The organism is Aeromonas sp. ASNIH7 (genome assembly GCF_002903485.1).
Taxonomy (GTDB): domain Bacteria; phylum Pseudomonadota; class Gammaproteobacteria; order Enterobacterales; family Aeromonadaceae; genus Aeromonas; species Aeromonas caviae.
This window is the reverse complement of record NZ_CP026226.1, coordinates 4302635-4321114: the sequence shown is the minus strand read 5'-3', so window position 1 is coordinate 4321114 and position 18480 is coordinate 4302635. Positions and strand designations below refer to the sequence as shown.

At 63.5% G+C, this 18480-nt stretch carries 14 protein-coding genes; 4 read left to right on the top strand and 10 right to left on the bottom strand.

Going from position 1 to position 18480, the window contains the following annotated elements; translation table 11 throughout:
• Nucleotides 1-83: 83 nt before the first annotated feature.
• Genes lolE through C2U47_RS20220 form a run of 3 tightly spaced genes read right to left on the bottom strand, consistent with a single transcriptional unit; the run spans nt 84 to nt 3299 of the window.
• The gene (lolE, locus tag C2U47_RS20230) at nt 84-1325 is read right to left on the bottom strand and encodes a lipoprotein-releasing ABC transporter permease subunit LolE (RefSeq protein ID WP_010674568.1); all 1242 of its coding nucleotides are present in this window, start codon (nt 1323-1325) and stop codon (nt 84-86) included.
• Nucleotides 1325-2023 (bottom strand): lipoprotein-releasing ABC transporter ATP-binding protein LolD, encoded by a 699-nt coding sequence (gene lolD / locus C2U47_RS20225; protein WP_010674567.1) that lies wholly within the window; start codon nt 2021-2023, stop codon nt 1325-1327. Before lolD ends, lolE begins: the two co-directional genes overlap by 1 nt.
• 40 nt (nt 2024-2063) lie before the next feature.
• Nucleotides 2064-3299 (bottom strand): lipoprotein-releasing ABC transporter permease subunit, encoded by a 1236-nt coding sequence (locus C2U47_RS20220; RefSeq protein ID WP_010674566.1) that lies wholly within the window; start codon nt 3297-3299, stop codon nt 2064-2066.
• Between the two features lie 76 nt (nt 3300-3375).
• Here C2U47_RS20220 and C2U47_RS20215 point away from each other — a divergent pair, with 76 nt between their 5' ends.
• The gene (locus C2U47_RS20215; RefSeq protein WP_010674565.1) at nt 3376-3951 is read left to right on the top strand and encodes a PilZ domain-containing protein; all 576 of its coding nucleotides are present in this window, start codon (nt 3376-3378) and stop codon (nt 3949-3951) included.
• Between the two features lie 42 nt (nt 3952-3993).
• Nucleotides 3994-7458 (top strand): transcription-repair coupling factor, encoded by a 3465-nt coding sequence (gene mfd / locus C2U47_RS20210; RefSeq protein WP_029314454.1) that lies wholly within the window; start codon nt 3994-3996, stop codon nt 7456-7458.
• A 578-nt stretch (nt 7459-8036) separates the two neighbouring features.
• Here mfd and fbp read toward each other — a convergent pair.
• Both fbp and C2U47_RS23005 read right to left on the bottom strand, forming a co-directional pair.
• Nucleotides 8037-9071 (bottom strand): class 1 fructose-bisphosphatase, encoded by a 1035-nt coding sequence (gene fbp / locus C2U47_RS20205; RefSeq protein ID WP_029314452.1) that lies wholly within the window; start codon nt 9069-9071, stop codon nt 8037-8039.
• Nucleotides 9059-9301 carry a hypothetical protein gene (locus C2U47_RS23005; RefSeq protein ID WP_125117245.1) on the bottom strand — a complete coding sequence of 81 codons (243 nt, stop codon included), beginning with the start codon at nt 9299-9301 and terminating at the stop codon, nt 9059-9061. Before C2U47_RS23005 ends, fbp begins: the two co-directional genes overlap by 13 nt.
• Nucleotides 9302-9444: 143 nt before the next feature.
• Between C2U47_RS23005 and C2U47_RS20200 the strand changes: the two genes are divergently transcribed.
• Nucleotides 9445-11061 (top strand): peptide ABC transporter substrate-binding protein, encoded by a 1617-nt coding sequence (locus C2U47_RS20200; RefSeq protein WP_010674562.1) that lies wholly within the window; start codon nt 9445-9447, stop codon nt 11059-11061.
• 47 nt (nt 11062-11108) lie between these two features.
• On the opposite strand, the gene C2U47_RS20195 is transcribed toward C2U47_RS20200, so the two are convergent.
• From C2U47_RS20195 to sixA, 3 genes are all read right to left on the bottom strand, one after another.
• Nucleotides 11109-12029 (bottom strand): DMT family transporter, encoded by a 921-nt coding sequence (locus C2U47_RS20195; protein WP_010674561.1) that lies wholly within the window; start codon nt 12027-12029, stop codon nt 11109-11111.
• A 185-nt stretch (nt 12030-12214) separates the two neighbouring features.
• Nucleotides 12215-12421 (bottom strand): DUF1107 domain-containing protein, encoded by a 207-nt coding sequence (locus C2U47_RS20190; RefSeq protein ID WP_005324080.1) that lies wholly within the window; start codon nt 12419-12421, stop codon nt 12215-12217.
• Between the two features lie 133 nt (nt 12422-12554).
• A complete protein-coding gene (gene sixA, locus C2U47_RS20185; protein WP_010674560.1) occupies nt 12555-13022 on the bottom strand; it encodes a phosphohistidine phosphatase SixA in 468 nt (155 codons plus the stop codon).
• A gap of 162 nt (nt 13023-13184) precedes the next feature.
• On the opposite strand from sixA, the gene C2U47_RS20180 reads away from it, so the two are divergent.
• Complete coding sequence (locus tag C2U47_RS20180) at nt 13185-15959, top strand: insulinase family protein (protein WP_010674559.1); 2775 nt, start codon at nt 13185-13187, stop codon at nt 15957-15959.
• Between the two features lie 285 nt (nt 15960-16244).
• Here the strand turns inward: C2U47_RS20180 and C2U47_RS20175 are convergent, their stop codons facing one another.
• Nucleotides 16245-16892: a thiopurine S-methyltransferase gene (locus C2U47_RS20175; protein ID WP_010674558.1), complete on the bottom strand. Its 648-nt coding sequence runs from the start codon at nt 16890-16892 to the stop codon at nt 16245-16247.
• Between the two features lie 110 nt (nt 16893-17002).
• Nucleotides 17003-18373, bottom strand: coding sequence for a leucine-rich repeat-containing protein kinase family protein (locus tag C2U47_RS20170; RefSeq protein ID WP_010674557.1), 1371 nt, complete (start codon nt 18371-18373; stop codon nt 17003-17005).
• Nucleotides 18374-18480: the final 107 nt, after the last annotated feature.

The following is an 18480-nucleotide window of genomic DNA, read 5'->3' as shown; positions in this document are numbered from 1 at the left end:
GATAACCGCCACGTCGGGGGTTTCCCCACAAAAGAGTGACAATAAAAAGGGCCCCGCAGGGCCCTTTATCACATCCATGGGCATCAATGCCCCAGTTCCCGGGACGGCACCAGGCCGCTCGCCCGCCAGGCAGGATAGAGGGTCGCCACCAGGCTCATCAGGATGGCGGCGCCGGTCACGATGAGCAAGTCCTGCATGTGCAGCTCGGTCGGCAGGAAGTCGATGAAGTAGATGTCGGGATTCAGGAAACGGTGCCCGATAACCCCTTCGATGGCGCTCAGGATCTGGGTCAGCTTGCTGGAGAGCAGACCGCCAAGCAGGGCGCCGAGCAAGGCTCCCGCCACCCCGTTCACCATCCCCTGGATGACGAAGGTAAGCCGGATCTGGCCCGGGCTCGCCCCCATGGTCTTCAAGATGGCAATCTCGCTGCGCTTCTCATTCACCGCCATCACCAGAGTAGAGACGATGTTGAAGCAGGCCACCGCCACCACCATCAGCATCACCACGTACATCACGGTGCGCACCATCTGGATGTCCTGATAGAGATAACCCTGACGGCTCATCCAGCTACTGATATAGACGTAGTGCGGGAATTTCTGGGCCGCCGCCACCGTGATGGACTGGGCCTTGAGCACGTCGTTCACCTTGAGGCTGAACCCCTCCACCGCGCTGCCCATGCCGGTGATGGCCTGGGCGTCCGCCAGGTGCATGAAGCCGAGCAGGCCGTCGAGCTGGCCGCCGATCTCGAGCAGCCCCACCACGGTGAGCGCCTCCCGTTTCGGGTTCTTGATGCCGGCGGCATCACCCGCCTGGGGCAGCAGCAGGGTGACGGTGTCCCCTGTCTTGACCCCCAGCTTGTCGGCGATGATCTTGCCGAGGATGACCCCGTGTTCACCCGCCTGCAGCTCGCGAAGGCCCCGACCCGTCATGAAGTTGCCCGCATCGGAGAGATTGGCTTCCAGCTCCGGCAGCACCGCACGCAGCTGGACCCCCTTGAGGGCGGAGCCGTGCTCCAGCAGGCCGTCCAGGCGAATGACGGGGGCAGCCGCCTCCACCCCGGGCTGAGCCAGCAGGTAGTCCCTGAGCCGCGGCCAGTCAGGCAGTGGCGCCTCCATGCCGATGAGCTCGCCGTGGGGGACCACGGAGAGCACCCGGTTCTTGAGCTCCCGCTCGAACCCGTTCATGGCGGAGAGGCCAAGAATGAGGGCCATCACCCCGAGGGCGATGCCGATGAGGGAGGAGGCCGAAATGAAGGCGATGAAGCCGTTGCGACGGCGGGAGCGGCTGTAACGCAGGCCCAGGAACAGGGGCAGCGGTTTGAACATCAGGCGACCTCCGCCATGATGCCGCTCACCAGGGTGACCCGGCGGTGGAGCTTGGCCGCCAGGCTCAAGTCATGGGTCACCACCACGAACGCGGTGCCAAGCTCGCGATTGAGCTCGCACAAGAGCTCATAGACGGCGGTGGCGCTGGCGTGATCCAGGTTGCCGGTGGGCTCATCCGCCAGCACCAGGCTGGGTTCGTTGACCAGGGCTCGGGCGATGGCCACCCGCTGGCGCTCGCCACCGGAGAGCTCGGACGGTCTGTGGTTGAGACGGTGGGAGAGCCCCACCCGCCCCAGCATCTTGCTCGCCTTCTCGGTGGCGCTGGCCACCGACTCACCGGCGATCAGCAGCGGCATGGCCGCATTTTCCAGTGCGCTGAATTCCGAGAGCAGGTGGTGGAACTGGTAAACGAAACCCAACTCCTGGTTGCGAAACCTCGCCTGGGTGCGGCTGTCCCAGCCATGGATGTCCTGCCCCTTGAACAGCACGGCGCCGCTGGAGGGGTTGTCCAGCGCCCCCATCAGGTGCAGCAGGGTGGTCTTGCCGGAGCCCGAGCTCCCCACCACCGCCAGCATCTCCCCGGGGGCAACGTCCAGCTCGATCCCCTTGAGTACCTGGGTCTCCAGATTGCCCTCTTTGTAGACATGATTGAGGGCCTGGCAGCGCAGCAGCGGCTCGCAGGAGACGGATTGATTCATAACGGGGGCTCCACTTGCACCAGTAACAACAGAAGATGAATTATTCATAACGCAGCGCCTCCGCCGGTTTGACCCGGGCCGCGCGGGAGGCCGGGTAGAGGGTGGCACTGAAGCTGAGCAGCACGGCGCCCAGCAAAATGGTCATGACCTGGGCCGGCTCGACGATGACCGGTAGACCGCTGCCCCCCGCCGCCATATAGAGGTTGAGCCCAAGGGCATTGAGCAGAGGATTGAGGCCGAAGCAGAGCGCCAGCCCCGCCAGCCCCCCGAACAGGGCGCCGATGACGCCGCTCGACGCCCCCAGCACCATGAAGATCTTGACGATGCCGGATTCGCTCATGCCCATGGTACGCAGGATGGCCACCTCCCCTTCCTTGTCGGTGACCACCATCACCAGGGCGGAGAGGATGTTGAAGGTGGCGACCGCGATGATCAGCACCAGCATCAGCCCCATCATCCGTTTTTCCATGGCCACCGCCTGGAACAGCTCGCCGCGCTCGCGGCGCCAGTCCTGCCACTCCAGCCCGTCCGGCAACGCGGTCTTCACCACCTCGTCGGCGGCGAAGGGATCGTCCAGCCAGAGGCGGATGCCGCCCACCTTGTCTGCGGGCAGGCGCAGCATGCGCTGGGCATCCCCCAGGGCAATCAGGGCCACCTGGCTGTCCACGTCGGCGCCGACCCCGAAGATGCCGGAGACGGTGAAAAGACGCTGGGCCGGCACCCGGCCAAAGGGGGTGAAGCGGGTACCTTCGGTCAGGATGAGACGCACCTGGTCGCCGATGGAGACCTTGAGGCGGCTGGCCACCCCCTGCCCCAGCACGATGTGGTATTCACCGGCCTGCAGGCTGTCAAGGCGCCCACCCAGCATCTGGGCGTGCAGGATGTCATCCTTGGGCCAGCGGGCGGGATCAATCCCCTGCACGCTCACACCGGTGAGCTGACCGGGGCTTTGCAGCATGCCTTCGCTGTCGAGCATGGGGGCCGTGGCCACCACGTGGGGCAGGCGGGCCAGATCGGGCAGACCTTCGGGCTCGGCCTCGATGCGTCCGGCCTGATTGGTCACCACCACATGGGGGATCACCCCGAGGATGCGTCCCTTGAGCTGGCCTTCGAACCCGTTCATCACCGAGATCACCACCATCAGGGCGGCGACCCCGATGGCGATGCCAAAGGTGGAGAACAGGGAGATAAAGGAGACGAAGCGGTTACTGCGTCGCGAGCCTGCATAACGCAGGCCGATGGCCAGCGACAGTGGCTGAAAAAGTCCGGTCTTCAAGGATATCTACGTTGCCAACGAAATAAGATACCGGATAATAAAGGGAAACCGTCTATGACAACAAGGGATAGCCTCCATGCAGGAACAGTTCTTCAGCGTCACCCATGCCACGCCGGTCAATGTGATCCCCATGCCGGCCGACTTTCGTCTGCCGACGCTGGAGGCCCTGGAGGCCGAGTTGCCCGAGCCGTTTCGCATCGCCTCCGCCATCACCTCCATCGATCTGGTGAGCAGCCGGTTGCTGCGCAGCCAGAACGAGTCCATGCACGATCTGGTGGAGATCATCAATCAGCAGTCCCGCAAGATCGACATGATCATGGGCTATGTGCTGGCGGCCCAGGATCACCCTGAGCACCGCTTCCACACCCTGCGCTTTGGCGCCGGGCAGCTCACCTACCTGCACCCCCACCAGGGGCACGGGGAGGCCCCCGCCCTGCACCAGATCGTGCGGCTCAAGATCTTCCTGCGGGAAGAGGCCTCCGCCGTCTACTGCTACGGCGAGGTTGTGCAGCGGAACGCCGGAGAGCACGGCACCCATGTGGTGCTCGACTACGTGCGCATCCGCGAGGATGACCGGGAGCTGCTGGTGCGCGCCAGCCTGCATGTGCAGTCGAAACAGCTCAAGCTGCGTGCCCAGGAACGTCAGCGCTAACCCAGGTCCATGTCAAAAGAACGCCAACAGTAAAAGACTCCGATGATGCCAATGACCCTCCCCGCCTTGCCCGCCAAAGCGGGCCAGAAGACAACGTTCGGCCAGCTGGTCGGCAGCAGCCTGGCGCTGGTTGCCGCCCGCCTCACCCGGGAAGCCCGAAGACCCGTCCTGCTGGTCACCGCCGATACCCCGAGCGCCCTGCGCCTTGAACAGGAACTGGGGTTCCTGCTGGCGGATCAGGATTGCCCGGTGCTGCTGTTCCCGGACTGGGAGACCCTGCCCTACGACAGCTTCTCTCCCCACCAGGACATCATCTCCCAGCGCCTCGAGACCCTCTACCAGTTGCCGCAGATGCGCCACGGCGTGCTCATCGTGCCCATCTCCACCCTGATGCTGCGCACGGCGCCCCAGGCTTATCTCGACAAATACAGCCTGATGGTCACAAGCGGCCAGCGCCTCAACCTGCAGCAGCTGCGCGGGCGTCTGGCGCAGGCGGGCTACGTGGCGGTGGAACAGGTGCTGGAGCACGGCGAATTCGCCGCCCGCGGCTCCCTGCTGGATCTCTTCCCCATGGGGAGCAGCCGCCCCTATCGCATTGATTTTTTCGACGACGAGGTGGACTCCATCCGCCCCTTCGATCCCGAGACCCAGCGCTCCAGCGAGCCGGTGAAGTCGGTGAGCCTGCTGCCCGCCCGGGAATTTCCCACCGACGAGGGGGCCATCGAGCTGTTTCGTGGCCAGTATCGCGAACAGTTCGAGATCTCCCGGGCCGAGGGCTCCGTCTATCAGGAGGTGAGCAAGGGGCGCTGGCCCGCCGGCATCGAATACTACCTGCCGCTCTTCTTCAACCAGACCGCCAGCCTGTTTGACTACCTGCCAGGCAACACCCTGCTGCTCACCGTGGGGGAGATCTACCCCGCGGCCCAGCGCTTCTGGAACGACATCGGCCAGCGCTATGAAGATAGGCGCTGGGACAACACCCGTCCCCTGCTGCCGCCCCAGCAGATCTATCTGCCGGTGGAGCAGCTCTTCGCCGCCCTCGGGGACTATGGCGCCGTGCGGCTGCAGGAAGCGACCGTTGACGGCGGAGCGGGTCAGCAGGATCTGCCCCTCGCCCCCCTGCCGGATCTGCAGCTCGACCACAGCAAGGAACAGCCCCTGCTGGCCCTTGACGGTTTCCTGCAAGGCTTTGCCGGGCGCACCCTGTTTGCGGTGGAGTCCGAGGGGCGGCGCGAGGGGCTCGGGGATCTGCTCGCACGGATCAACCTGCAACCCCGGGAGTTTGCCTCCCTCGACGCCTTCCTCTCGAGCGATGCGCGCCACGGGCTGCTGGTCTGTCCCCTGGAGCGGGGCTTCCTGCTGCAAGAGCCCAGCCAGACGCCCCTTGCCCTCATCACCGAAGCCGAGCTGCTCGGCGGCAAGATCCGCAGCAAGCGCCAGCGGGACAAGAGCAAGAACTTAAGCTCGGATGCGGTGATCCGAAACCTGGGCGAGCTGACCCAGGGCCAGCCGGTGGTGCACCTGGATCACGGGGTCGGTCGCTATCTGGGGCTCGAGACCATAGACGCAGGCGGCCTGCCCACCGAGTTTCTGACCCTGGAATACGCCGGCGGCGACAAGCTGTTCGTGCCGGTCACCAGTTTGCACCTGATCAGCCGCTACACCGGCTCGGACAACCCGCCCAGCCACAAGCTCGGCGGCGAGGCCTGGGTCAAGGCGCGGCGCAAGGCGGCCGAGAAGGTGCGGGACGTGGCGGCCGAGCTGCTGGATGTCTATGCCATGCGGGCAGCCCGCCACGGCTTTGCCTTCAAACACGACCGGGAGGCCTACCGCCAGTTTGCCGCGAGCTTCCCGTTCGAGGAGACCGAGGATCAGCTCAATGCCATCAACGCTGTGCTCGGCGACATGTGCCAGGCCAAGAGCATGGACCGCCTGGTGTGCGGCGACGTGGGCTTTGGCAAGACCGAAGTGGCGATGCGGGCGGCCTTTGTGGCCGTGCACGGCGGCAAGCAGGTGGCCGTGCTGGTGCCCACCACCCTCCTGGCCCAGCAGCACTACGACAACTTCCGCGACCGATTCGCCAACTGGCCGGTGCGGGTGGAGGTACTGAGCCGCTTCCGCTCCGCCAAGGAGCAGAGCGCCGTGATGAAGGAGATGGCCGAGGGCAAGGTGGACATCATCATCGGCACCCACAAGCTGCTCGGCGCCGAGCTCACCTTCAAGGATCTGGGCCTGCTCATCGTCGACGAGGAGCACCGCTTCGGGGTGCGCCAGAAGGAGAAGATCAAGGCGCTGCGCGCCGACGTGGATATCCTCACCCTCACCGCGACCCCCATTCCCCGCACCCTCAACATGGCCATGTCCGGCATGCGGGATCTCTCCATCATCGCCACCCCGCCCGCCAAGCGGCTCGCCATCAAGACCTTCGTGCGCCAGCACGAACCTGCGGTGGTGCGCGAGGCGGTACTGCGGGAATTGAAGCGTGGCGGCCAGGTCTACTACCTGCACAACGACGTGGAGAGCATCGAGAAGTGCGCCGCCGATCTTGCCGAGCTGGTGCCGGAGGCGCGCATCGGCATCGCCCACGGCCAGATGCGCGAGCGGGAGCTCGAGCGGGTGATGTCGGACTTCTACCACCAGCGCTTCAACCTGCTGGTCTGCACCACCATCATCGAGACCGGCATCGACGTGCCGAGCGCCAACACCATCATCATGGACCGGGCGGATCACCTTGGTCTGGCCCAGCTGCACCAACTGCGGGGCCGGGTGGGGCGCTCCCACCACCAGGCCTATGCCTACCTGCTCACCCCCCATCCCAAGCTGATGACCAAGGATGCGGCCAAGCGGCTGGAGGCCATCGCGTCCCTCGAAGATCTCGGCGCCGGCTTTGCGCTCGCCACCCACGATCTGGAGATCCGGGGCGCGGGCGAGCTGCTCGGCGACGATCAGAGCGGCCAGATCGAATCGGTGGGCTTCACCCTCTACATGGAGATGCTGGAGCAGGCGGTGGAGGCGCTCAAACATGGCAAGGAGCCGTCGCTCGAGCAGCTGATGAGCCAGCACACCGAGGTGGAGCTGCGCCTGCCCGCCTTGCTCCCGGACGACTACATCCCGGACGTCAACATGCGCCTCTCCATGTACAAGCGCATCGCCAGTGCCGCCGATGAGCAGGAACTGCGGGAGCTCAAAGTGGAGCTGATCGACCGTTTCGGCCTCTTGCCTGAGGCGACCAAAACGCTGATGGAGCTGGCCGCCTTCCGCCAGCGCGCCACGGCGCTGGGCATTCGCCGGGTGGAGATGAGCGAGCGCGGCGGCTATCTGGACTTTACCCAGGAAACCCGCGTCAACCCGGCCTATCTGGTCAAGCTGCTCTCGGAGCAGCCGCGCATCTACAAGATGGACGGGCCGACCCGGCTGCGCTTCCAGGTGCCGACCCAGGACAGGGCCATGCGCCTCAAACTGGTGGACGGCCTGCTGGCGGATCTCGCCCGCCATGCCACCCCCTGAGGGGAAGCATGACGTCAGCAGGGCGCGACCTGCCGCCCATAACAACGGGAGCCCCAGGGCTCCCGTTTCGTTGCTGGCAAGGGGCGGCATCTCGCCCCCGGCCCGCCTTCTTGCCCCCGACGCCTCGGTTCGCCCTTCTGGCAGCACCATTTTGCCGCCGAATCCATCTGTTGATACGATGCATTGAGTCATAACCCATCTGAAAAACAGATGGATGTGGGGATGATCGTGGGCAAAAAACGGGGTCAACGCACCTCGATAGCCCCGCAGATGGCCCGTGCCGTATTTATCCCGCCCACGTATCCAGACCAGGTATCCAGGCCAGGCATCCCGGCAAGGGGGCCACCAGCCATTGCACCGCGACAACCGAGGCGCCGCGTCAGTCCGTCAGTCCGTCAGTCCGTCAGTCCGTCAGTCCGTCAGTCCGTCAGTCCGTCAGTCCGTCAGTCCGTCAGTCCAGTCCAGTCCAGTCCAGTCCAATCCAGTCCGCCAGCATATCAACCTGGTTCAACCCGCCAGCACGCCAATAAGAACGGGAGCCTTGACGGCTCCCGTGACGAAGGGACGCTGGCCCGGGCTCAGCCCTGGTTGGCCGGATCCTCGTGGGCGGAGAACTCCCGCATGAAGGCCTCGGCCCGCTCCACCATCCTGGTGGACCCGACGAAGTAGGGGGTCCGCTGGTGCAGGGCGGTAGGCTGGATGTCCATGATGCGGCCAAAGCCATCGGACGCCTTGCCACCGGCCTGCTCCACCAGGAAGGCCATGGGGTTGCACTCATAGAGCAGGCGCAGCTTGCCGTTCGGGGAGTTGGTGCCGGACGGGTAGATGTAGATGCCCCCCTTGAGCAGGTTGCGGTGGAAATCCGACACCAGGGAGCCGATGTAGCGGGAGGTGTAGGGCCTGTGAGTCGCCTCGTCACGCTCCTGGCAGTATTTCAGGTACTTCTTCACCCCGTCCGGGAACTTGATGTAGTTGCCCTCGTTGATGGAGTAGATCTTGCCCTCCTCCGGAATGCGGATGTTCTCGTGGGAGAGGCAGAAGCAGCCGATGGAGGGGTCATAGGTGAAGCCGTTGACCCCAAAGCCGGTGGTGTAGACCAGCATGGTGGAGGAGCCGTAAACCACGTAGCCCGCCGCGACCTGACGGTGACCCGGCTGCAGGAAGTCCTCCAGAGTGACCCCGGCGCCCGGTTTGCTGACCCGGCGGTAGATGGAGAAGATGGTCCCGACCGAGACGTTGACGTCGATGTTGGAGGAGCCGTCGAGGGGGTCTATCAGCACCACGTACTTGGAGTGACGAGAGAGCTCGGAATCGAAGGAGACGAAGTCCTCCTCCTCCTCAGAGGCCATGCCGCACACCTCGCCACGGGCCTCCAGCGCCGCCTTGAAGCGCTCGTTGGCATAGACGTCCAGCTTCTGCTGCACCTCGCCCTGCACGTTTTCGGCGCCGATGGAGCCGATGATGTCCGCCAGACCCGCCTTGTTGATCTCCCGGTTCACCACCTTGGCGGCCAGGCGGATGGAGCTGAGCAAGGAGGTCAGCTCGCCGGTCGCGGTCGGGTAGTCCGCCTGCTTTTTGACGATGAACTCGCCCATGGTGATCATGTTTCGCATTCTTGTTCCTTTAAGATCGTTTCCGTTGGCCGTTGAAAACGTTTGCAAGTGTCGGCAAAAAAAGTGCCGATCCCCGGCAGCGTTGTTTTGTAACCCAATGTAACGCCTGTTTTTTGTTTTTGCAGCGAATTAAGCCGTTCTTTAAATCGCCAGAAAACCGCGCCACCACGGGCTTTCGCCGTGAAACAAGGGTGCCATCCGGCATCTTTTGGGGGGTTAATTCGTGACAAGAATGCATCCTGGCCGACGCGGCTGCCCGCCTTGCTCCCCCTGGCGCCCGGCAATGTTGCGCCAGAGGCTCCCCTCTTGAGATCTCCCCCCCAATCCCGCACACTGGCTGCGCTTTGGAAGCAAAAAAACATAAGGATATTCAATGAAAAAGTCGCTTATCGCCGGGGCGGTTGCCGCTCTGCTCACCCTCCCCGTCCTCGCTGCCCAGGTGCCTGAAGGCACCCAGCTTCTGCCAGCCGCCCAGCAAGTGTTCGTGCGCAACATCGGCACCGAGCCTGCCTCCATCGATCCCCAGATGGTGGAAGAGAGCGCGGGCAGCGACGTCGTCAACGATCTGTTCGAGGGGCTCTATACCCTGGATGGCAACGGCAAGCTGCAGGCGGCGGGCGCCCTTGGCTACGAGCTCGATGCCACGGGCACCGTCTACACCTTCAAGCTCAGACCCGATGCCAAATGGTCCAACGGCGAGCCGGTGACGGCGGCGGACTACGTCTATGGCTGGCAGCGGGCGGCGGACCCCAAGAACGCCTCCAACTACGCCTGGTTCATCGAGCTGACCGGCGTCGCCAATGCCAGCGACGTGGTGCAGGGCAAGCAGAGCCCGGATGCCCTGGGGATCAAGGCGCTCGATGACTACACCCTGCAGATCACCCTGAAAAACCCGGTCCCCTTCTTCCTCAAGACCCTCTCCCACTACACCACCTTCCCGGCGCCCAAGGCCACCATCGAGAAGTTCGGTCATGAGTGGGTCAAACCGGCCAACATCGTCTCCAACGGCGCCTTCGCCCTCAAGGAGTGGACCCCGAACGAGCGCCTCATCGCCGAGCGCAACCCCCACTACTGGGACAACGAGCACACCGTGCTGAACAAGGTGATCTATCTGGAGATCGTCTCCGATACCGCGGCCTACAACCGCTATCGTGCGAGCGAGCTGCACTACACCACCTATCCCCTGGAGCAGTATCAGCAGATCAAGCGCCAGAGCCCGGAGGAGCTGGTGAGCGCCCCCATGCTCGCCACCTACTACTACGTCTTCAACACCCAGCGCAAACCCTTTGACGACGTCAGGGTGCGCAAGGCACTGTCTCTTGCCATCGACCGGGACACCATCACGGAGAAGATCCTGGGACAGGGGCAGCTCTCCGCCTTCAGCCTGACCCCGCCGAGCGTGGACGGCTTCGAGCTCAAACGCCCCGCCAGCGAGCTGATGAGCAAGGAAGAGCGCATCAAGCAGGCCAAGGCGCTGCTTGGCGAGGCGGGTTACGGCCCTGACAAGCCGCTGACGGTGGACATCCTCTACAACACCAACGAGGGGCACAAGAAGATAGCGCTCGCCATCTCCTCCATGTGGAAGCACAACCTGGGGGTCAAGGCGGAGCTCAACAACATGGAGTGGAAGACCATGGTGTCGGCCCTGAACGAGGGTGACTTCGGGGTGAGCCGCTACTCCTGGAACGGAGACTACAACGATGCCTCCACCTTCCTCGACATCATGACCTCCAGCAGCAGCGCCAACAGCGGCAAGTGGTTCAACAAGGAATACGACGCCCTCCTGGCCAAGGCCCATGACGCCAAGGACCCCGCCGAGCGCAACCGCCTCTATCAGCAGGCCGAGGTGCTGATCGACGAGGAGGCCCCCATCGCCCCTGTCTACTTCTACGTGAAATCACGGCTGCTCAAACCCAACGTCAAGGGCTACCCCTACCAGAACCCGCAAGACCTTGTCTATGCCAAGGATCTCTATCTGACGGCGCAGTGACGCTGGGCACCGAACCAAAAGACCGCCTCGAGGGCGGTCTTTTTCTCCTACTTTTCCTGACAGCCCGCCACTGCAAGCCGGGCGCCCCTTCGCACCGTCACGGGCCTGACCAGCAACTGCGCCAGCAGCACCCCCATCAGGGTCATGCCGCCACCGATGAGGTGATAGCTGGTGAGCCGCTCCCCGAGCCAGCTGATGGCAAGGGCTGCCGTCATGACCGGCAACAGGTTCATGAAGATGGCGGTGCGGCTCGCCCCGAGCAGGGCAATGCCCTGCATCCAGAGCCAGGGCGAAAGGGCCGAGGTCGGGATCCCCGCATAGAAGATGAGCCAGAGGGCGCTGCCATCGGGCCAGTGCCCGTCCACCAGCAGATAGAAGGGGGTGAGGAACAGGAGGCTGCACAGCACCTGACCGTAGAGCATGGACCAGTTGTCCAGCCCCAGATCCCAGCGCTTGAGCAGCACGCTATAGAGCGCATAGGTGGCCGCCGAGAGCAGCATGTAAACGGAACCGATATGGATGCCCTGGGTCAGCAGCCGGGCCGGATCCCCCTGCCCCAACAAAATCGCCAGCCCCAGAATGGAGATGGCGCCTCCCAGCAGCGCCCCCCAGGTGGGCCGCTCGCGCAGCAACCAGATGCTGAGCAGCACTGTCATCAAGGGGGTCAGCCCCATCATCAGGCCAATCTCGGTAGCCCCCAGGGTCTGGGCCGCGTAATAGCCAAAGGTCTGGTTCAAGACCATGCCGAGCAGGGCCAGCACCGCCAGCTTCGAGAAACCGGCCCGCAGCTTGCGACGCTCGCGCCAGGCCCGGTGAGCCAGAAACGGGGTCAGCACCAGGGCCGCCACCATCCAGCGCGACCAGGCGAGCGCCGCAGGAGACAACACCCCGACCGCCAGCTTGCTGACGATGCCATTGCCGGCCCAGATGGCCATGCAGGAGAAGGGAAACAGGAAGGCAAGGGGCATTGCGATATCCAGAATAAAAAGGCGGGTATTGCGCGCGAGTATAGAGAGGCAATCAGGATAAGCAAGCCTGCCAACGCAGGAAGAAGCGCCATGACGCGAACGGTTGGCACCGCGCCCAGGCGCCATCAACAATCATGCCCGCACAGGGGCGGGCATGAGGGGGACCAGGGTCAGCCTGAGGCGCCTCAGGCGGCATCCATGTGGAGCCTTGAAATCAGTTCATTGACCTCGAGCACCGTCTGGCGATGGGGAATGTCGGCTTGCAATGGCATCATCAGCAAGCCCGACTGGAAATCGAAGCGCCCCCTGCCGTGGATGTAAATCCGCCCCTTGAAGAAGGTTTTGACATGTTTTGCCACCATCAGTGGCAGGTACTTCTTGAACACTCTCATCGTTTGCAACCTCTTGAAGTTGTATCCGTATGACAGCAGCTTATGCGAAATAATTCCGTTAAATTTATATAAAAAACCGGAAAATTCGACTCTCTCTTCCCCAAAAAACCAAACTGTAACTTATTATTAACTTTTACCGTATTGTATGCGGTCCTTCCAGCCAGAGCAAGACTCCTTTGCCATCTTGCCATTCGATGCAGGCCAGCCCGGACGTCGCGAACATGGGGGCCCCTGCCGCCGGGCAGAGACTCTGGACCAGATACCCCACCAGCGGCAGGTGGCTGACCATAAGGATGTTGTCATGCTCCGCCGCCAGCTCCGTGAGGTAGCTTGCCACGAAAGCCGGATCCCCGTAGGGGGTGATGTCGCCGCTCTCCTCGACCTTGAGGGCCTTGGGCAACACGGGGGCGATGGCCTGCCAGGTCTGTCTGGCACGCAGATAGTTGCTGTGGATCACCAGGTTCAGGGAGCCTGCCAATTGGGGAGCCAGCCAGCCCGCCATGTGGATGGACTCTTCGATGCCTTGCTCGGTCAGTGGACGCTGTTCATCAGTCTTTGCGTTCATGCCAGCCTGGCCATGACGCATGATGTAGATTTTCATTACAACCTCGCCCAGGGGGCCTGTTTAAATAGCGGGGGGATCTTACCCCGCCATGCCGGGGGAAACAATTGCGCCACCTCTCAGAAAAGGGTTTGCCTCGCAAGATAGCGGGGTCGATAATCATGTTTAAATTCAAATAAATTCACCGCGAGCCCCTCCCCAATGAGCCCATATGCCAGTCCCAATGACCATCGGCGGTATCACTATCTGGAGCTGGCAAATCGGCTCAGGGTCTTGCTGATCTGTGATCCCGAGACCGACAAATCCGCCGCCTCCCTGGCGGTGAATACCGGCCACTTCGACGATCCTGCCGATCGCCAGGGCATGGCCCATTTCCTCGAGCATATGCTGTTTCTCGGTACCCGCACCTACCCCAAACCCGGTGAGTACCAGCAATTCATGAGCCGTCACGGGGGCAGCAACAACGCCTGGACCGGTACCGAGTTCACCAACTTCTTCTTCGACATCGACAACGGCTTCTTCGAGGCGGGGCTCGACCGGTTCTCCCAGTTCTTCATCTGCCCCACCTTTGCACCGGAGTGGGTCGACAAGGAGCGCAACGCGGTGGACTCCGAGTACCGCCTCAAGCTGCAGGACGACGTGCGCCGCAGCTACCAGGTGCACAAGGAGACGGTCAATCCGGACCACCCCTTCTCCAAATTCTCGGTGGGCAACCTCGACACCCTGGCGGATCTCCCCGGCCGGGATCTGCGTTCGGATCTCATTGCGTTCTACGAAACCCACTACAGTGCGGATCGCATGGCGCTGGTCATGCTTTCACCGGCACCCATCGAGACCCAGCTGGCCTGGTGTGATCGCTTCTTTGGTGCCATTCCGGATCGCCGCCTCGGCCCTCCGGTACTGAGCCATCCTCTCTATCGGCTCGATGATCTCGGCATTCGCATCCAGCTGACCCCGGTCAAGGAGACCCGCAAGCTGGCGCTGACCTTCCCGCTGCCGTGCGTGGATGAGTATTACGACAAAAAACCCCTCACCTTCCTGAGCCACCTCATCGGCTATGAGGGGGAAGGCAGCCTGCTCTCCCTGCTCAAGGGGCGGGGCTGGGTCAATCAGCTCGCCGCCGGCGGCGGCATCAGCGGCGCCAACTTCAAGGACTTTGGCGTGAGCTTTGGCCTCACCCCCCTTGGGCTTGAGCATGTAGACGAGATCATCGCCGCCCTGTTTGGCTATCTGAAGCTCATCGAGCGGGGCGGGGTGCAGGCCTGGCGCTATGAGGAGAAGCGCAGCGTGCTGGAATCCGCCTTCCGCTTCCAGGAGCGGGGCCGGGCCCTCGACACCGTCTCCGGCCTCGTGCTCAACCTGTTCAGCTACGGGCCGGACGATCTGCTCTACGGCGACTACATGATGCGCGAGTTCGATGAGCCGCTGATCCGGCGCTTCCTCGCCAAGCTGACCCCCCACAACCTGCGGGTGACCATCCAGGCCCCGGAAGCGAGCACGGATCGCCTCGCCCGCTGGTACCAGACACCCTACAGCGTCCAGAGCATCAGCGAGGCCGAGAAGATCCGCTGGCAGCAGAGTGAACCGGATCCCGCCCTGCACCTGCCGGCGCCCAACCCCTTCATCAGCACCCGCCTCGACGCCCGTCTGCCGGCGCTGCCCGCCGACATGCCGTCCTGCCTCATCGACAGGCCCGGTTTCCGGCTCTGGCACCTGCATGAGCATCAGTTCAGCGTGCCCAAGGGCAGCCTTTATATCTCCGTCGACAGCGAACATGCGGTCAAGAGCCCGCGTCACATCGCCATGGCGCGTCTGGCCGTGGAACTGCTCACGGATCACCTCAACGCCCTCACCTACCCGGCGGAGCTCGCGGGCCTTGGCTACCAGATTTATGCCCATCAGGGGGGCTTTACCATCAACCTCAGCGGCTTTGCCGACAAGCAACCGCTGCTGCTCGACATGATCCTCGGCAACCGCACCCTGGGGTATCCGGATCCGGCCCGCTTTAGCGAGATCAAGGAGCAGCTTATCCGCAACTGGGAGAACCAGTCCAAGACCCGCCCCATCTCCCAGTTGTTCAACCAGCTCACCAGTTTGCTGCAACCCAACAACCCGCCCTTCGAGCAGCTGTTGCGCCACCTGCGCACCGTCGAACTCGGGGAGATGCCCGGCTTCGTCTCCGAGCTCTTTGCCAGGGTGCATCTGGAGGCCCTGGTACACGGAGACTGGACGGCCGCCGAGGCCCTCGAACTCGCGGCCCTGCTGGAGCGCCACCTCGGTGCCAACAGCCAGCCCAGCGCCGAGACCCGCCGCCCCCTCATCTCCATCCAGGACAGAGGCACCCTCATTCGCGAGCAGGGGTGCGATCACGAGGACTCGGCGCTGCTGGTCTACTACCAGTCCCGCACCACCCGGGCGCGGGATCTCGCCTGCTTTACCCTGGCGAACCACATCATGTCCTCTACCTTCTTTCACGAGCTGCGCACCCGCCAGCAACTGGGGTATGTGGTGGGCGCCGGCAACCTGCCTCTCAATCGCCATCCGGGGCTGATCTTCTATATCCAGTCGCCGGTGGCGGGACCGCAGATCCTGCTCGATGCGGTGGAGGAGTTTATCGACCTCTTCCCGCTCGCCATGCTCGAATTTACCGAGCAACAGTGGCAAGAGAGCAAGGCGGGGCTGCAAGCCCAGTTGAGCGAGCGGGATGCCAACCTGCGCAGCCGCGGCCAGCGGCTCTGGGTCAGCATCGGCAACAAGGATCTGGGGTTTGATCAGCGGGAACGGGTCTGCGACGAGGTGGGCAAGTTGAGCCGCGCCGATCTGGTGCGCTTTATCACCCAGCTGCGATCGCGCACCTCCGATCGGCTGATCCTCTGCAGCTATGGTCAGGGGCACGAACATGACGAGCGGATCACCGGCCAGTTTATCGACGATCCACGGGCATTTCGGCTCAACGCCGCCACCTTCGAAGGCTGACCTCCCCTGTTGGCAACGCGCAGGCAATAAAAAGCCGACCCTGTGGGGTCGGCTGGAAAAACCATAATCAATTGCGACCAGAGCCGCCAAAAGTGAACATGAGCGTGAAAATCAGACACTGGGTTGATGTTCGACCGGCGTTCAAACCAGAGCTCATCGGTCGGCACCAGCAGTGATTGAGAAACAGCCTCATCTTAGGCATTTCCCTGATTTTCCACGTTGATCTATGTCAAAGGAGGTAAAACAAGCGCCACTTCCCTCGTTGGCAGCGGCCTCGCGCCCTCCTCAGCCCCGGCGGATAAGCCGGTAAGCCACCTCGTCGAAATAGGAGAGCTGCCCCGAGAGCACCCTGGGGTGATCCAGCTCAGCCCCCCGGCCCAGCACCTCGACACCAAAGTCGCGCTCAAACAGGGTGCGCACCTCCATCTCCCCCACCGAGAACGGCGGCTGTAGCTGCTGCTCGGGCTGATACTCGAGGGTCACCAGCAACACCTGCCCTCCCGCCTCCACCAGGCGGCTCATCAGGGCGGCATACTGGCGGCGCATGGCGCCCGGCAAGGCGATGAGGGCCGCCCTGTCATAGACCAGGCGATAACGCTGACCAAGCTCCGGAGCGGCGAAGAAGTCCCCCTGATAGATGCGCAGATCCTCGTGCCGGTGGCACTGATAGGGACCCACCTCGCTTCTCTCTGCACTCAGGTTGTTCTCGTCAAAAAACTGGGTAATGGCGAGCTCGGAGAGCTCGAAGCCATCCACCGGATGCCCCTGCTCACGCAGCCAGAGCATGTCCCGGGACTTGCCGCAAAGGGGCACCAGCACGGGGTCGCTCCCTTGCTGGGCCGACCACCAGGATTGCAGCCAGCGGTTGAAATCTGCCTGATGAAAGCCAATCCGGTTCTCTTTCCACTTCTGGTGCCAAAATGCCGCTTCCATCATCTTCCTCTCGTCATCTGCAATGGTGCATCACTATCACAACTTCACCGAAGTGGCGCAAGCCCCATGATCCCGCCCCTGTGCAAGAGAACGCCCACGATGGGCAGGCCTCAGGCCACGACCCCAGGCAGGCTTGTCGCCATCGCTGCCAGCCGGGTCAGGATCTGCGCGAAGGTGGGTCGCCGGGAAGGCACCTCAAAGCCGCACTCTCTGGCCAGTCGATGAAGGGGGTCAAGGTCGGCGTCGCCCCCATTACAGCGCGCCAGCAGCTCGGCCAGCAGGCAGCCAAAGGCCCGCACTTCCAGGCGCTCCAGCCGCCCGGCCAGCACCTCATCGGCGCGGTCGTAACAGGAGGCGGCACCAAAGTCCCCGAGCAGCACCCGGCCCGGCGCCTCCTGCGACGAGTGAGGCATCGCGGGCTGCAAGGAGTACAGCAGGTTGTGTGCGTAGAGATCGCCGTGGAGGATGCCCCGCTCGTGCAGGTGCCGGGCGGCCGCAGCCACCCCCTGCACCATGGCCATCACCTGGGCCGGGGTGAAGTTCAGATCCTCCCCATAGACATCCCGGGTGCAGGAGTCCAGGCTCGGGGGGCCCGCCAGGGTGGCGAAGGCGGGGTCTATCAGGGGCATCACCAGTGCCGGGATGCCGGAGGGATGATCGCTCACTCTCCCCATCACACCGACCAGGTTTGGATGACGACCGGCGGCCAGGGACGCAGTCATCTCGCTCAGGGGCAAGCCATCGCTGGTGACGGCCCCCTTGAAGAGCTTGACCGCCACCGCCCCGGGCCCTTCGGCACCCGCCCACTCGGCGCGATAGATGACGCCGGATGCTCCCTCCCCGAGCACATCCCCCAGTGAGAGCGCCTGCCAGGGGATCTCGGTAGTGAGCTCCGATGTGCCGTTCAGACACGCCTGCTCATCACAGAATGGGTTGCCCGCAAAGGCCAGCCAGGACAGACGCGGCATCGAGGGCAGCCAGCTCGGCAGCGCTGGCAGGCGGTTGGCGGCGATGCGCAAAAGCTCCAAACGGTGGCAACCGGCAAGCGTCTCGGGAAGCTCATGTAGCCGGTTGCCAGAGAGCATCAGCTTTTGCAGGGCGTCGCACTGCCCCAGCTCGTCCGGCAGTCGTTCAATGGCATTGTCGGTCAGGATCATCCAGCGCAATCTGGCGGGCAGGGAGGCGGCCGGGACGGTCGCGATGCGGTTGGCCTTGAAGCCCACCATGGTGAGCGCTGGGCAGCGCCCCAGCACCTCGGGCAGTTCGGTGAAGTTGTTCTCGGAGCAGAAGAGGATGCGCAGCTTCTTGCATTCGGCCAGCGTGTCAGGCAACTCGCTCAGCTGGTTGCCGGTGAGATCCAGCACCTCCAGGGTCTCCTTGAGGCTCAGGATCTCGGGAGGGAACACCGCGAGGTTTTCAGCAAGTTTGAGGTGGCGGGCGCCGCAGAGTTCGCCTGCGCGAAGCTGTTCCAGGGTATGCATGGGATCGTCTCTATCAACATTCGGGCTTGCGGTGGCTCACTGCGGGGCACTCCCCCCAGACCACAAAGGAGGGGCATTATAGGGAATGACGGCCAAAGATGGCCGAT

Coding starts and splice junctions, on each gene's coding strand:
- lolE (WP_010674568.1), bottom strand. CDS start 1,325: ATGTTCAAACCGCTGCCCCTGTTCCTGGGCCTGCGTTACAGCCGCTCC.
- C2U47_RS20200 (WP_010674562.1), top strand. CDS start 9,445: ATGAAAAAGTCGCTTATCGCCGGGGCGGTTGCCGCTCTGCTCACCCTC.
- C2U47_RS20175 (WP_010674558.1), bottom strand. CDS start 16,892: ATGGAAGCGGCATTTTGGCACCAGAAGTGGAAAGAGAACCGGATTGGC.
- C2U47_RS20195 (WP_010674561.1), bottom strand. CDS start 12,029: ATGCCCCTTGCCTTCCTGTTTCCCTTCTCCTGCATGGCCATCTGGGCC.
- sixA (WP_010674560.1), bottom strand. CDS start 13,022: ATGAAAATCTACATCATGCGTCATGGCCAGGCTGGCATGAACGCAAAG.
- C2U47_RS20180 (WP_010674559.1), top strand. CDS start 13,185: ATGAGCCCATATGCCAGTCCCAATGACCATCGGCGGTATCACTATCTG.
- C2U47_RS20190 (WP_005324080.1), bottom strand. CDS start 12,421: ATGAGAGTGTTCAAGAAGTACCTGCCACTGATGGTGGCAAAACATGTC.
- lolD (WP_010674567.1), bottom strand. CDS start 2,023: ATGAATCAATCCGTCTCCTGCGAGCCGCTGCTGCGCTGCCAGGCCCTC.
- C2U47_RS20215 (WP_010674565.1), top strand. CDS start 3,376: ATGCAGGAACAGTTCTTCAGCGTCACCCATGCCACGCCGGTCAATGTG.
- fbp (WP_029314452.1), bottom strand. CDS start 9,071: ATGCGAAACATGATCACCATGGGCGAGTTCATCGTCAAAAAGCAGGCG.
- mfd (WP_029314454.1), top strand. CDS start 3,994: ATGATGCCAATGACCCTCCCCGCCTTGCCCGCCAAAGCGGGCCAGAAG.
- C2U47_RS20170 (WP_010674557.1), bottom strand. CDS start 18,373: ATGCATACCCTGGAACAGCTTCGCGCAGGCGAACTCTGCGGCGCCCGC.